This window comes from Pseudomonas sp. xss_4 (assembly GCF_043104125.1).
GTDB classification, from domain to species: domain Bacteria; phylum Pseudomonadota; class Gammaproteobacteria; order Pseudomonadales; family Pseudomonadaceae; genus Aquipseudomonas; species Aquipseudomonas parafulva_B.
Genome location: NZ_JBICKJ010000071.1, coordinates 118,199 through 130,588, shown reverse-complemented (window position 1 = coordinate 130,588; position 12,390 = coordinate 118,199). Strand labels below are relative to the sequence as shown.

At 60.5% G+C, this 12,390-nt stretch carries 14 protein-coding genes and 1 other RNA gene; 6 read left to right on the top strand and 9 right to left on the bottom strand.

Annotated elements, in window-relative coordinates:
- Nucleotides 1–5 precede the first annotated feature (5 nt).
- Together rnpB and rsmI are read right to left on the bottom strand one after the other, a co-directional pair.
- An RNA gene (gene rnpB, locus ACF8GB_RS15495) (RNase P RNA component class A) lies at nucleotides 6–379 on the bottom strand.
- Nucleotides 380–446: 67 nt separating this feature from the next.
- A complete protein-coding gene (gene rsmI, locus ACF8GB_RS15490; RefSeq protein ID WP_196135101.1) occupies nucleotides 447–1,322 on the bottom strand; it encodes a 16S rRNA (cytidine(1402)-2'-O)-methyltransferase in 876 nt (291 codons plus the stop codon).
- Between the two features lie 186 nt (nucleotides 1,323–1,508).
- Between rsmI and ACF8GB_RS15485 the strand changes: the two genes are divergently transcribed.
- From ACF8GB_RS15485 to ACF8GB_RS15470, 4 genes are all read left to right on the top strand, one after another.
- Nucleotides 1,509–3,326: a penicillin-binding protein activator gene (locus tag ACF8GB_RS15485; protein WP_144964872.1), complete on the top strand. Its 1,818-nt coding sequence runs from the start codon at nucleotides 1,509–1,511 to the stop codon at nucleotides 3,324–3,326.
- Nucleotides 3,326–3,697: a YraN family protein gene (locus tag ACF8GB_RS15480; RefSeq protein WP_196185166.1), complete on the top strand. Its 372-nt coding sequence runs from the start codon at nucleotides 3,326–3,328 to the stop codon at nucleotides 3,695–3,697. The genes ACF8GB_RS15485 and ACF8GB_RS15480 overlap by 1 nt, the downstream gene beginning before the upstream one ends.
- An 86-nt stretch (nucleotides 3,698–3,783) precedes the next feature.
- Nucleotides 3,784–4,377, top strand: a complete 594-nt coding sequence (locus ACF8GB_RS15475) for a phosphoheptose isomerase (protein ID WP_012274070.1) — start codon at nucleotides 3,784–3,786, stop codon at nucleotides 4,375–4,377.
- The gene (locus ACF8GB_RS15470; RefSeq protein ID WP_058604946.1) at nucleotides 4,374–4,952 is read left to right on the top strand and encodes a BON domain-containing protein; all 579 of its coding nucleotides are present in this window, start codon (nucleotides 4,374–4,376) and stop codon (nucleotides 4,950–4,952) included. Before ACF8GB_RS15475 ends, ACF8GB_RS15470 begins: the two co-directional genes overlap by 4 nt.
- Before the next feature lie 87 nt (nucleotides 4,953–5,039).
- Here ACF8GB_RS15470 and ACF8GB_RS15465 read toward each other — a convergent pair whose 3' ends face one another.
- From ACF8GB_RS15465 to rplM, 7 genes are all read right to left on the bottom strand, one after another.
- Nucleotides 5,040–5,471, bottom strand: a complete 432-nt coding sequence (locus tag ACF8GB_RS15465) for a ClpXP protease specificity-enhancing factor (RefSeq protein WP_058604945.1) — start codon at nucleotides 5,469–5,471, stop codon at nucleotides 5,040–5,042.
- A gap of 10 nt (nucleotides 5,472–5,481) precedes the next feature.
- The gene (locus tag ACF8GB_RS15460) at nucleotides 5,482–6,105 is read right to left on the bottom strand and encodes a glutathione S-transferase N-terminal domain-containing protein (RefSeq protein WP_392527288.1); all 624 of its coding nucleotides are present in this window, start codon (nucleotides 6,103–6,105) and stop codon (nucleotides 5,482–5,484) included.
- A 117-nt stretch (nucleotides 6,106–6,222) separates the two neighbouring features.
- Nucleotides 6,223–7,002, bottom strand: a complete 780-nt coding sequence (locus ACF8GB_RS15455; RefSeq protein WP_058604943.1) for a cytochrome c1 — start codon at nucleotides 7,000–7,002, stop codon at nucleotides 6,223–6,225.
- Nucleotides 7,002–8,213 carry a cytochrome bc complex cytochrome b subunit gene (locus tag ACF8GB_RS15450; protein ID WP_028687198.1) on the bottom strand — a complete coding sequence of 404 codons (1,212 nt, stop codon included), beginning with the start codon at nucleotides 8,211–8,213 and terminating at the stop codon, nucleotides 7,002–7,004. The genes ACF8GB_RS15455 and ACF8GB_RS15450 overlap by 1 nt, the downstream gene beginning before the upstream one ends.
- Entirely contained in the window at nucleotides 8,213–8,806 is a 594-nt protein-coding gene (gene petA, locus ACF8GB_RS15445) for a ubiquinol-cytochrome c reductase iron-sulfur subunit (protein WP_023534417.1), read from the bottom strand. Before petA ends, ACF8GB_RS15450 begins: the two co-directional genes overlap by 1 nt.
- Nucleotides 8,807–9,067: 261 nt before the next feature.
- Nucleotides 9,068–9,460 (bottom strand): 30S ribosomal protein S9, encoded by a 393-nt coding sequence (rpsI, locus tag ACF8GB_RS15440; protein WP_003251821.1) that lies wholly within the window; start codon nucleotides 9,458–9,460, stop codon nucleotides 9,068–9,070.
- A 14-nt stretch (nucleotides 9,461–9,474) separates the two neighbouring features.
- Nucleotides 9,475–9,903 carry a 50S ribosomal protein L13 gene (gene rplM / locus ACF8GB_RS15435; protein ID WP_003260798.1) on the bottom strand — a complete coding sequence of 143 codons (429 nt, stop codon included), beginning with the start codon at nucleotides 9,901–9,903 and terminating at the stop codon, nucleotides 9,475–9,477.
- 258 nt (nucleotides 9,904–10,161) lie between these two features.
- Between rplM and ACF8GB_RS15430 the strand changes: the two genes are divergently transcribed.
- Both ACF8GB_RS15430 and ACF8GB_RS15425 read left to right on the top strand, forming a co-directional pair.
- Nucleotides 10,162–11,202 carry an NADP(H)-dependent aldo-keto reductase gene (locus tag ACF8GB_RS15430; RefSeq protein ID WP_392527287.1) on the top strand — a complete coding sequence of 347 codons (1,041 nt, stop codon included), beginning with the start codon at nucleotides 10,162–10,164 and terminating at the stop codon, nucleotides 11,200–11,202.
- A 237-nt stretch (nucleotides 11,203–11,439) separates the two neighbouring features.
- Nucleotides 11,440–12,336 (top strand): GlxA family transcriptional regulator, encoded by an 897-nt coding sequence (locus ACF8GB_RS15425; RefSeq protein WP_167338593.1) that lies wholly within the window; start codon nucleotides 11,440–11,442, stop codon nucleotides 12,334–12,336.
- The last annotated feature ends 54 nt before the right edge of the window (nucleotides 12,337–12,390 follow it).

Genomic DNA, 12,390 nt, shown 5'->3' with positions numbered 1-12,390 from the left:
AAGAGGTGGAGAGTCGATCTGTAAGCCGGGTTTTGTCGAGGACAGTCATTCCTCTACGACGGCCATCACTGGACGCCTCTAGCAACCTACCCGGTTCCGACGCGGGCCACGCCTGATGGAACCCTATTTGGTCTTGCTCCGAGTGGGGTTTACCTAGCCACGGGCTGTTGCCAGCCGTGCGGTGCGCTCTTACCGCACCTTTTCACCCTTACCGGCACCGAAGTGCTTAGGCGGTTGTTTTCTGTGGCACTTTCCGTAGGCTCGCGCCTCCCAGGCGTTACCTGGCACTCTGCCCTGCGGAGCCCGGACTTTCCTCCCCCCGCCAGCGACACCGCAATGCGGTGGAACTTAAACGGGCAGCGACTGTCCGATCGACTCTCCGGCGCAAAGAGTACCGGCAGATGCTGCCAAGAACAAGCGTTACCGCCTTTTATATCAACTAGCCACTACTGCGCTTTCTGTTTTTCCAGTGCAACTTGATACAGCAGGTTCTTGCGTACGCCCGTTATTTCCGACGCCAGCGCCGCTGCCCGCTTGAGCGGAAGCTCGGCCAGCAGAAGGTCAAGTACGCGCTGCGCTTCTGTGCCGATACCCTGTTCGCCTTCCGGCGCGCTCCAGCCGCCTACCAGTACCACACATTCGCCGCGCTGCTGATTGCTGTCGCCGGCAACGAACGCATGTAGCTCGGACAAAGGCAGGCCCTTGAGGGTTTCAAACGTTTTGGTGATTTCGCGCGCCAGCACCGCTGGACGGTCTGCGCCAAACACCGCCTGCATGTCGTCCAGGCACTCCAGGATGCGATGCGGCGCCTCATAGAAGATCAAGGTACGCGGCTCCTCCTTGACCTGCTCCAGACGGGCGCGGCGCCCCGCTGTCTTGGCGGGCAGGAAACCTTCGAAGATGAAGCGATCCGAAGGCAAGCCTGCCGCTGACAGTGCGGCGATCAAGGCACAGGCGCCAGGCACCGGCACCACGGGCACACCTGCAGCGCGAGCCTGTCGCACCAGGTGATAACCGGGGTCCGAAATCAGCGGTGTGCCTGCGTCAGACACCAGCGCCACATCGTCGCCGGCCAATAGCCGGGTCAGAAAGCGCCCCCCCTCATCCCGCTCGTTATGTTCATGGCAGGCGGCCAGTGGTGTGTCGATGCCGAAGTGTTGCAGCAGGCGGATCGAATGGCGCGTGTCCTCGGCAGCGATCAGTGACACGCTTGCCAGCACCTTCAGCGCCCTGGCACTCATGTCATCAAGATTGCCGATAGGCGTTGCCACCACATAAAGCGTTCCCACTGGGGCGGTCGAAGCCCCGGCCACATCAGTCACTGCACGCACCTGCCATTGAAATCAAAGCAGGCATTGTAGCCCGAGCACCCGCAACAGCGCGCAAAGAAGTTGAACGCCGCTGCGCCACAGCAGGCCTATAGTGAAGCTTCCACACGGCGACATCGCGCCCGGGCCAGCGCTTGGGTACAATCGCCAGCCAACTTGATCGAGTAACAGGACAATTACATGATCGCCTGCCTGCGGCTGCTCACAGCCTTCTGTCTCGCTGCCCTGCTGGCAGCCTGCGCCAGTTCGCCCTCATCCAGCCTTGGCGAGCTGCCCCGTACGCCGGATGCCAGCATCGAGCAACTGCTCGAACGGGCGACCTCCAGCAAGTCTGCCGAAGATGCCGCACTGCTGCGCCTGAGCGCCGCAGACATGGCCTACCAGCAGAAGGACTTCCCGCGCGCCGCACGCATTCTCGAACAAGTCCAGGTAGACACGCTCAAGCCCGCCCAGCAGGTGTTCGCCGTCACGCTGACCGCCGAACTTGCCATGAGCCGCAACCAACCCAAGGCTGCCTTGAGCGCGCTGCAGCATCCCAGCCTGCAGCACGTGCCCGAATTGCCTGCGCAACAGCAGGTGCGCACCTATTCGGTACATGCCGCCGCTCTGGAGGCCGACGGGCAGGCCATGGCCGCTGCCCAGCAGCGTGTGCTGTTGGCACCGCTGCTCAGCGGGCAAGCCGCCAGCGCCAACCACGATGCCATCTGGTCACTTGTCGCCTCGCTGTCGACCGAGCAGCTGCAACAGCCCGCCAACGATCCGGTCCTGGCGGGCTGGTCCAGCCTCGCCCTGGCCGTCAAGGGCGCCGGCACCCTGGAGCAGCAACAGGCAGCCATCGACGACTGGGTCAAACAGCACCCGGATCATCCTGCCGCGAAACAGTTGCCCACTGCCCTCACCAAGCTCAAGGAGCTGGCTAGCCAGCCTCTGACGCGTATCGCCCTGCTACTTCCCCAGGAAGGCCCATTGGCCGGTGTGGCGCGCGCGCTGCGTGACGGGTTCATGGCCGCCCACTTCCAGGCCCAGCAATCCGGGCAACCCGCCCCGTCCGTGCAGATGGTCGACAGCTCCCGCATCGGGTCGCTGGACGACTTCTACCGACAGGCGCAGGCCGACGGCGTGCAGCTTGTCATTGGCCCATTGGAGAAACCCCTGGTCAAGCAATTGGCTGCCAAGCCGCAGCTTCCGATCACCACCCTGGCACTGAACTATGCCGACGCGGGTCAAAAGGCGCCGCCTCAACTGTTCCAGTTCGGCCTTGCCGCCGAGGACGAGGCCCGCGAGGTGTCCCGCAGGGCCCGCGCAGACGGCATGGTCCGCGCCGTTGCCATGGTGCCGAGCGGTGAATGGGGCGATCGTGTCCTGGCCGCGTTCCGTCAGGATTGGGAGAGCAACGGCGGTACACTGCTGGCTGCAGAGCGTATTGCCCAGCCCGTGGCACTGGCCCAGCAGATTGCCGACCTGTTCCAGCTGCGCCAAAGCGAAGGGCGCGCCAAGAGCGTGCAAAGCACCGTGGGCGGCAGCATCGCTGCCCAGCCGGCACGTCGCCAGGACATCGACTTCCTGTTCCTGGCAGCCACCCCACAGCAGGCGCAGCAGATCAAGCCGACGCTGAACTTCCAGTACGCAGGTGACGTGCCAGTCTATGCCACTTCCAACCTGTACAGCGCCAGCGGCGATGTGAACCAGTACAACGACATGAACGGCATCCGTTTCTGTGAAACCCCATGGTTGCTCGACAGCAGCAACAGCCTCCGCCAGCAGGTGGTACAGCAATGGCCGCAAGCGGCGGGCAGCCTGGGCCGCCTGTATGCCATGGGTGTAGACGCCTACAGCCTGGCCCCGCGCCTCGGTCAGCTCAAGGCCCTGCCGGACAGCCGTATCCAGGGCCTGTCTGGCAACCTCGGCATCAATGCCAGCCAGCGCGTTGAGCGTCAGTTGCCGTGGGCAGAGTTCGCCGGCGGCCAGGTCAAGCGCCTCCCTGACACGCCCCGCTGATGACCGCTGCCCCGCCAAGCCATGCTGGGCAAGCGGCGGAAAACCATGCCCTTGAGTACCTTCAAGGGCATGGCCTGAAGCTGATTGACCGCAACTGGCGATGCAAAGGAGGCGAGCTTGATCTGGTCATGCTCGACGCCGATACAGTAGTATTCGTCGAAGTCCGCTATCGGTTGCACGCGCACTTCGGTGGCGCCCTCGGCAGTATCGATCAGCGCAAGCAGAAGCGGCTGGTGCTTGCCGCCAGCCTGTTCCTGCATCAGAAACCTCAATGGGGCGACTGTCCTTGCCGCTTCGACGTGGTCGCCCTTCAAGGCAGCCATCATGCTGGCAAGCCGCTCGAATGGTTGAAAAACGCCTTCGAATGCTGAACCCACTTCGTTCTTTTTGCTCTATGTTTCGCGGGCTGATTACCGTCGCGTGCCGCGACGGCCTCCGCCCCATTTAAGGTCACCAGATGGACATGCAATCCCGAATCCGCCGGCTGTTCCAGGCCAGCATCGATACCAAGCAACAGGCAATGGACATCCTGGCACCGCACATCGAGCAGGCCAGCCTGGTCATGGTCAACGCACTGCTCAACGAGGGCAAGATGCTCGCGTGCGGCAACGGCGGCTCGGCCGGCGATGCGCAACATTTCTCTTCGGAGCTGCTCAACCGCTTCGAACGCGAACGCCCCAGCCTGCCAGCAATCGCGCTGACCACTGACAGCTCGACCCTGACCTCGATTGCCAATGACTACAGTTACAACGAGGTGTTTTCCAAGCAGATCCGCGCCTTGGGCCAACCCGGGGATGTTCTGCTGGCCATCTCCACCAGCGGCAATTCCGCCAACGTCATCCAGGCCATCCAGGCCGCACATGACCGCGAAATGATTGTCGTAGCATTGACGGGCCGCGACGGCGGGGGCATGGCCTCGCTATTGCTGCCAGAGGACGTCGAGATTCGGGTACCCTCGACGGTGACCGCTCGCATCCAGGAAGTCCACCTGCTGGCGATCCATTGCCTGTGCGATCTGATCGACAGCCAACTGTTCGGGAGTGAAGAATGACCCCTATGCGCATTGGCCTCATGGCCTTGACCTTGTGCCTGAGCGTCACCGGCTGCAGTTCGGTACTCAACTCTGCTCGTAATTCGCCCATCGAGGACGACCGAGGCACTCGCACCATTGGCAGCAAGATCGACGATTCACTGATCGAGACCAAGGCATCGGTGAACATCGCCAAGGCAAGCCCGGACCTCGACAAGGGCTCGCACATCGTCGTCAGCAGCTACAACGGCATCGTTCTGTTGGCTGGCCAGACGCCACGCGCCGACCTCAAGAGCCTTGCCGAACAGACGGCCAGCCAAGTCCAGCGCGTCAAGAAGGTGCATAACGAACTGCAGGTCATGCAGCCCTCCTCCATCCTGGCGCGCAACAACGATGCGTGGTTGACCACCAAGATCAAGACTCAGATGCTGGCCGATACAGCAGTACCCAGCTCGCGGATCAAAGTGATCACCGAGAATGGCATCGTGTATTTGTTGGGGCTCGTCACCCAGCAGGAGGCCAATGCCGCCACTGCCGTCGTGCAAAGCGTGTCTGGTGTGCAAAAAATCGTGAAACTGTTCGAGTACATCGACTGAACACTTGAGCACGCCAGGCCGCGCAGGCCCTCGCGCACCTAGCCTATTGCCAGTACTAAAAAGGCGATCCTTGCGGATCGCCTTTTCTTATTTCACCACTTTCAAACTTGGCCGACCGCTCGGGCGCGGTGGCTGCCCGCCGCCTTCTGGCGGCCCATCATCATCAGGCTGCTCCTGATCGTCCTCGATTTCCTCGTCCTCCATCATCGAAGACTCCAACTCGAAAACCATGCCCTGACCATTTTCGCGGGCATAAATACCCAGTACCGCGCCAATGGGCACGAACAACGAATGGGGCACGCCGCCAAAACGGCCTTCGAAGCTGACGGCGTCATTGTCCATGTGCAAACTGCGCACAGCGCTGGGCGACACATTCAGGACGATCTGGCCATCACTGGCAAAACCTTCCGGCACCTGTACTTTCGGGTACTCGGCATTGACCAACATATGGGGTGTGCAATCGTTGTCGACGATCCACTCGTACAGTGCTCGAACCAGATAGGGGCGACTGGAGTTCATCAACAGCTCCTCAAAGCGTGCGCATTTCGCGTTCAACGGACGACAGGCTTGCCTGGAATGACTCCCGGGCGAACTGTCGCTCCATGTAATCCAGCAGCGGCTTGGCTTGCCGCGGCAATTCGATACCCATCATCGGCAGACGCCAGAGTATGGGCAGTAGACAGCAATCGACCAGGCTTTGCTCATCGCTCATGAAACAGGCGAACTCGCCAAACAGCGGCGAGACACCGGTCAGGCTCTCGCGCAGCGCCTTGCGAGCCTCTGCACGGGCAGCCTCACCGGTGCGTGGGTCGAGAATCTGATCAGCCAGGCTGCACCAGTCACGCTGGATACGGTGCATCAGTAACCGGCTATTGCCACGCCCCACCGGATAGACCGGCATCAGCGGAGGATGCGGATAGCGCTCCTCCAGGTACTCCATGATCACCGACGACTCATACAGGACCAAATCCCGATCAACCAAGGTCGGCACGCTGTCATACGGGTTCAGTTCGGCGAGCCGCGGCGGAATCTTGTCGGTATCGACGTCGGTGATGTGCGCGTCAACGGCCTTTTCGGCCAACACAAGGCGAACCCGATGCGAGTATTGATCGGCAGGGTCGGAATAGCAGGCTAACCCATTGGTTACGCCCATGTAGCGCCTCCTCTCGAGGGATGCTTGTAAAACTGTAAATGAAAACGCGCCTGTGGCGCACTGGCATAACAACCAGTGCGCCACAGGCGCGTTCAACAACCAGAGGTTACTGCGTGATCAGTGCACGTCCTTCCAGTATTCACGCTTGAGCAAGTAGGCGAATACGAAGAAGAAAGCCAGGTACAGCAATACGTAGGTACCAATGCGCTGGCTTTCCAGTTTGACCGGGTTGGCCGAATAGGCCAGGAAGGTCACCAGGTTCTTGACCTTCTCGTCGAACTGCTCGGTGGTCAGGGTACCGGAATTCGGCGTGATGGTCAGCTGATCGCAGGCTTCATGGGTCAACGGCGTGCCGGTCAATGGGTCAAATTGTTTCTTGCCGTCCACCACCGTCTGCACCTGCTTGCAGCCGATCACCTGGTTTCCCTGCAGGCCAACCAGCACGTTCGGCATGCCGACGTTCGGGAAGACCTTGTTGTTCACGCCGTAGGGCCGCGATGGGTCTTCATAGAAACTGCGCAGATAGCTGTACAGCCAGTCGGCGCCTCTGACCCGTGCCACCAGGGTAAGGTCGGGTGGCGCGGCACCGAACCAGGTCTTGGCATCGCTGGGTTTCATGCCAATCTGCATGTGGTCGCCAATCTTGGCCCCGGTGAACACCAGGTTTTCAAGCATCACGTCGTGGGGAATGCCCAGGTCATCAGCCACCCGCTCATAGCGCTGGAACTTGGCACTGTGGCACCCCATGCAGTAGTTGGCGAACGTGCGCGCACCGTCCTGCATCGCTGCCTTGTCGCTCAGGTCGATATCGACCTTGTCCAGCTCCACGCCATGCTCTGCAGCAAGGGCGAATGCAGGCATCACTGCCAACAGAAATACAGCAATCAACTTTTTCATCAGCCAGTCACCCTTTCCGGAACCGGTTTGGTCTTCTCGAGCCTTGTGTAGAACGGCATCAGCAGGAAGTAGGCGAAGTACAGGAACGTGCACACCTGCGACAGCAAGGTACGCCCAGGCGTTGGCGCCAGTACCCCCAGCACGCCGAGGACGATGAAGGCGACGCAGAACACCAGCAGGAAGAGTTTGCTTATCCAGCCCTTGTAGCGCATGGAGCGAACCGGGCTGCGGTCCAGCCAGGGCAGCACGAACAGTACGGCAATGGCTGCGCCCATGGCGATCACGCCCATCAGCTTGTCCGGTACGGCGCGCAAGATGGCGTAGAACGGCGTGAAGTACCACACTGGCGCGATGTGCTCGGGGGTCTTGAAGGCGTTGGCCTGTTCGAAGTTGGGTTTTTCCAGGAAGTACCCGCCCATTTCCGGGAAGAAGAACACCACGGCGCAGAACACGAACAGGAACACGACCACCCCGACGATATCCTTGACGGTGTAGTACGGGTGGAACGGAATACCGTCCAGCGGGATACCGTTTTCGTCCTTGTGCTTCTTGATGTCGATGCCATCGGGGTTGTTAGAGCCGACTTCGTGCAGGGCCAGGATATGCAGCACCACCAGGCCCAGGATGACGATCGGCAATGCCACTACATGCAGGGCGAAGAAGCGGTTGAGCGTGATGCCCGAGATCAGGTAGTCGCCGCGAATCCACTGGGTGATGTCATCACCAATGACGGGAATGGCCCCGAACAACGAGATGATCACCTGGGCACCCCAATACGACATCTGCCCCCATGGCAGCAGGTAGCCCATGAACGCTTCAGCCATCAGCGCCAGGTAGATCAGCATGCCAAACAGCCATACCAGCTCCCTGGGCTTTTGGTAGGAGCCATACAACAGGCCGCGGAACATGTGCAGGTAGACCACGATGAAGAAGGCCGACGCACCCGTCGAATGCAAGTAGCGCAGGATCCAGCCGTATTCCACGTCACGCATGATGTATTCGACTGAGGCGAAGGCCTCTTCGGCCGAAGGCGTGAAACTCATCGTCAGCCAGACCCCGGTGACGATCTGGTTGACCAACACCAGCAAGGCCAGGGAGCCGAAGAAGTACAGGAAATTGAAGTTCTTGGGCGCGTAGTACTTGCTGAGGTGGTCTTCCCACATCTTGGTGGCAGGGAAACGCGCGTCGATCCAGTCCATGAACTTGCTCATCATGCGTTCTCCTGGTCGATACCGATGACGATGATCTCGTCGGACTCGTAGGCATGGGGCGGCACCGGCAGGTTCAGCGGTGCCGGCTGCGACTTGTACACTCGCCCTGCCATGTCGTAGTGGGAACCATGGCACGGGCAGAAATAGCCTCCGACCCATTTGGGACCGAGGTCGACGGGGGCCACTTCCGGGCGGAAGGTGGGCGAGCACCCCAGGTGCGTGCACAGACCAACCAGCACGAGGATCTCCGGCTTGATGGAGCGTACTTGCGGATCGACGTAGGTCGGCTGGTCCGATGCCTGAGAATCAGGGTCTGACAATTCGCCGGTGATTTTCTTGAGGTTGCCGAGGATCTCAGCCGTTCGCCGCACGATGAACACAGGCTGCCCTCGCCATTCTGCGACCATCTGCTGCCCTGGCTCGACCTTAGCGATGTTGACCTTTACCGGTGCGCCTGCAGCTTTCGCCTTGGCACTGGGGAACCATGACCCCACGAACGGTACCGCAGCCCCCACTGCTCCCGCTGCCCCGACCACGGATGTCGCGGCTACGAGGAAGCGGCGCCGGCCTGCGTTGACGCCGTCATTGCTCATTCAGTCCTCTCCCATCAGCTTGCTTGGCCTGTTGAACCAGGCTCGTACCTACGTTGTGTCTGTGGCGCTAAAAATTGGTCGCCATGGTAAGTAACAAAACCACACACTGACAAGGTGATTACCGGGCTGCACGGCCACTACCCACGCTTTGCTTGATCTACGTCTATGGGAAAGGCGCTCACCGACGAGCGGGTAAATTATTTAAGGCAAAAAAAAGCCCGGTTCCAAGGAACCGGGCTTTTTTCGACTGCCGAAGCGGTATTAACGCTTGGAGTACTGAGGACGCTTACGCGCTTTACGCAGACCCACTTTCTTACGCTCGACTTCACGAGCGTCGCGGGTGACGTAGCCAGCACGACGCAGAGCGCCACGCAGGGTTTCGTCGTATTCCATCAGGGCGCGGGTGATACCGTGACGGATCGCACCGGCCTGACCGCTGACACCACCACCGGAAACGGTGACGTAGATGTCGAATTTCTCAACGCTTTCGGTCAGCTCGAGTGGCTGGCGAACAACCATGCGAGCGGTTTCGCGACCGAAGAACACGTCCAGAGAACGGTTGTTGATGGAGATGTTACCAGTACCCGGACGCAGGAATACGCGAGCGGTTGCGGTCTTGCGACGGCCAGTGCCGTAATTTTGAGTCGCCGACATAATGAACTATCCCGTTAGATCTTCAGTTCTTGAGGCTGCTGAGCAGTGTGTGGGTGAGCAGCACCCGCGTACACTTTCAGCTTACGGTACATGTCGCGACCCAGCGGGTTCTTCGGCAGCATGCCTTTGACCGCAGTTTCGATAACACGCTCAGGGGCCTTGGCGATCAACTTCTCGAAGTTGATTTCCTTGATACCACCTGGGAAACCGGAGTGGGAGTAGTACATTTTGTCGGAAGACTTGGCACCCGTCACACGAACCTGCTCGGCGTTGATGACGACGATGTAGTCGCCGGTATCAACGTGAGGGGTGTATTCTGGCTTGTGTTTGCCACGCAGACGGCTAGCGATTTCGGTAGCCAGACGACCCAGGGTCTGGCCAGCGGCGTCGACTACGAACCACTCGCGCTTTACTGTTTCCGGTTTAGCAGTAAAAGTTTTCATTCTCTAAAGCCTCAGAGGCCGCCCAGCGAAAAATAGACGGCGAATCTTACTGGATAGTGCACAGCTTGCCAAGGGCAAGCGCGCAGCCGAACGCTGACGCTTTTGGGGGCTCGGGTCAGGCACGCCAATGTTCGACGGGGTTCTTCCTGCGTGATGGTGCATCACTTCCGCCACGCGGAGAGGGGCTGAATTATCCAGATTGCGGGAAAAATATCAACCTGCTTTGATGAATGACCATAGCCAAGGAGCAAGCAACCGATGGACTACCGTCAGCTGGGTCGCACCGACCTCCAAGTCAGCGCGCTGTGTCTGGGCACCATGACCTGGGGCGAGCAGAACGATCAGACCCAGGCATTCGAACAGATTGCCCGGGCCAAGGCCGCGGGCATCAACTTCATCGATACCGCCGAGATGTATCCGGTACCCCCGCGGCCGGAAACCTGTGCCGCTACCGAGCGCATCATCGGTAACTGGTTCGCCCGCCAGGGCGATCGGGACGACTGGGTACTGGCCAGCAAGGTGGCCGGCCCCGGCAATGGCATCAGCCATATCCGCGACGGTCAACTCAGGCACAACCGGCAACACATCGTCGCGGCACTGGAAGAGAGCCTGCGGCGCCTGCAGACCGATCGCATCGACCTCTACCAGCTGCACTGGCCTGAACGCAGCACCAACTTCTTCGGCAAGCTGGGCTACCAGCACCTGGCCCAGGACCATTTCACGCCACTGGAAGAAACCCTGGAGGTGCTCGACGAGCAGGTGCGCGCGGGCAAGATCCGCCACATCGGGCTGTCCAACGAAACCCCCTGGGGCACCATGAAATTCCTGCAGCTGGCCGAAAGCCGTGGCTGGCCTCGGGCCGTCTCCATCCAGAACCCCTACAACCTGCTCAATCGCAGCTTCGAGGTGGGGCTTGCCGAAATCGCCATCCGGGAGCAGTGCGGTCTGCTGGCCTACTCGCCCTTGGCCTTTGGCATGCTCTCCGGCAAATACGAAGGCGGCGCCCGCCCGGAGAAGGCGCGGCTGACCCTGTTCAGCCGCTTTGCTCGCTATTCCAACCCACAGACGGTGGCCGCTTGCGAACGTTATGTACTGCTGGCCCGTGAACACGGTGTCGATCCGGCGCAGATGGCCCTGGCCTTCGTTACCCGTCAGCCATTCGTGACCAGCAACATCATCGGCGCTACCAGCCTCGAGCAACTGGACAGCAACCTGGCCAGCCTCGAACTCACCCTCGATGACGAGCTGCTGGCAGCCATCGAGGCCATTCATCAGGACCAGCCCAACCCCGCGCCCTGAGCACGCACCCAACGCCGCTTGCTTCACGGCTTACCCGTGCAGCGGGCGGCGCGATCTACCAGGCTAGACACGACCCGTAAAAAATAAGACGATCCAGCCAGTGATTGACCACTCCATCCTATAAGAACAATGACAATGATGTTTACCCAACCCTCCGCGTCGTTGCGGCGCGTCAGCATCCTGGCCATTGACAAGGTATTCGCTTCGACCTTGATGCAGGCCAAGGACTTCTTTCACCTGGCCAGCTTGCGCTACGGCAAACAGTTAGGCCTGGGCTTGCAGCCCATGTTCGAGATCCACCTGGTCAGCCCTGACGGGTTGCCGGTCGAGAGCTTCAGCAACGTGCAGCTGCCGGTGGACGGCGGCCTGGATGATGCCGACGTGATTATTCTTCCGGCGTTCTGGGACGATTTTGACAACCTGTTGCAACGTTATCCGCAGGTGCTGCCCTGGCTGCAGGCACAGCATGCCCGGGGCGCCGTGCTGTGTGCAGAGGCCAGTGGCGTGTTCTGGCTGGCCGAGTCAGGTCTGCTCGACGGCAAGGAAGCGACCACGTACTGGCGCTTCTTCGACAGTTTTGCCGAGCGCTTCCCGCAAGTACGCCTGACCCAGGACAAACACCTGACCGACGCCGACAACCTGTACTGCGCCGGCGGCACCACATCGGCCTGCGACCTGTACATCTACCTGATCGAGCGCTTTTGCGGGGCCAATGTTGCGCGGGCCGTCTCGCGCGACATTCTGTACGAAGTGCAGCGCAACTACACGCCGGGACGCATGGGCTTTGGCGGCCAGAAGCTGCACCAGGACCTGATCATCTTGCAGATCCAGCACTGGCTCGAAGAGCACTTCGCCGACAAGTTCCGCTTCGAGGACGTGGCCCGTAACCACGGCATGAGCATTCGCAACTTCATGCGCCGCTTCCAGGGCGCGACCGGGGACAAGCCGTTGCATTACCTGCAACGCTTGCGCATCGAGACGGCCAAGGGACTGTTGTCGAGCACGCGCAAGAGCATCAAGACCATCAGTTACGAGGTGGGCTATGACGATGCCAGCTTCTTTGCCCGGCTGTTTCGCCAGCACACCGACCTGTCGCCGAACCAGTATCGCCAGCAGTTTATGCAAGAAGCCTGAGCGCAATCGGGCTGCCTGACAGCCCACCGCCGGCAATCAGGCGGTGGACTGCCA

Coding starts and splice junctions, on each gene's coding strand:
- ACF8GB_RS15470 (WP_058604946.1), top strand. CDS start 4,374: ATGACCCCTATGCGCATTGGCCTCATGGCCTTGACCTTGTGCCTGAGC.
- ACF8GB_RS15480 (WP_196185166.1), top strand. CDS start 3,326: ATGACCGCTGCCCCGCCAAGCCATGCTGGGCAAGCGGCGGAAAACCAT.
- ACF8GB_RS15430 (WP_392527287.1), top strand. CDS start 10,162: ATGGACTACCGTCAGCTGGGTCGCACCGACCTCCAAGTCAGCGCGCTG.
- ACF8GB_RS15475 (WP_012274070.1), top strand. CDS start 3,784: ATGGACATGCAATCCCGAATCCGCCGGCTGTTCCAGGCCAGCATCGAT.
- ACF8GB_RS15465 (WP_058604945.1), bottom strand. CDS start 5,471: ATGAACTCCAGTCGCCCCTATCTGGTTCGAGCACTGTACGAGTGGATC.
- ACF8GB_RS15455 (WP_058604943.1), bottom strand. CDS start 7,002: ATGAAAAAGTTGATTGCTGTATTTCTGTTGGCAGTGATGCCTGCATTC.
- ACF8GB_RS15450 (WP_028687198.1), bottom strand. CDS start 8,213: ATGAGCAAGTTCATGGACTGGATCGACGCGCGTTTCCCTGCCACCAAG.
- rpsI (WP_003251821.1), bottom strand. CDS start 9,460: ATGTCGGCGACTCAAAATTACGGCACTGGCCGTCGCAAGACCGCAACC.
- petA (WP_023534417.1), bottom strand. CDS start 8,806: ATGAGCAATGACGGCGTCAACGCAGGCCGGCGCCGCTTCCTCGTAGCC.
- ACF8GB_RS15460 (WP_392527288.1), bottom strand. CDS start 6,105: ATGGGCGTAACCAATGGGTTAGCCTGCTATTCCGACCCTGCCGATCAA.
- ACF8GB_RS15485 (WP_144964872.1), top strand. CDS start 1,509: ATGATCGCCTGCCTGCGGCTGCTCACAGCCTTCTGTCTCGCTGCCCTG.
- rplM (WP_003260798.1), bottom strand. CDS start 9,903: ATGAAAACTTTTACTGCTAAACCGGAAACAGTAAAGCGCGAGTGGTTC.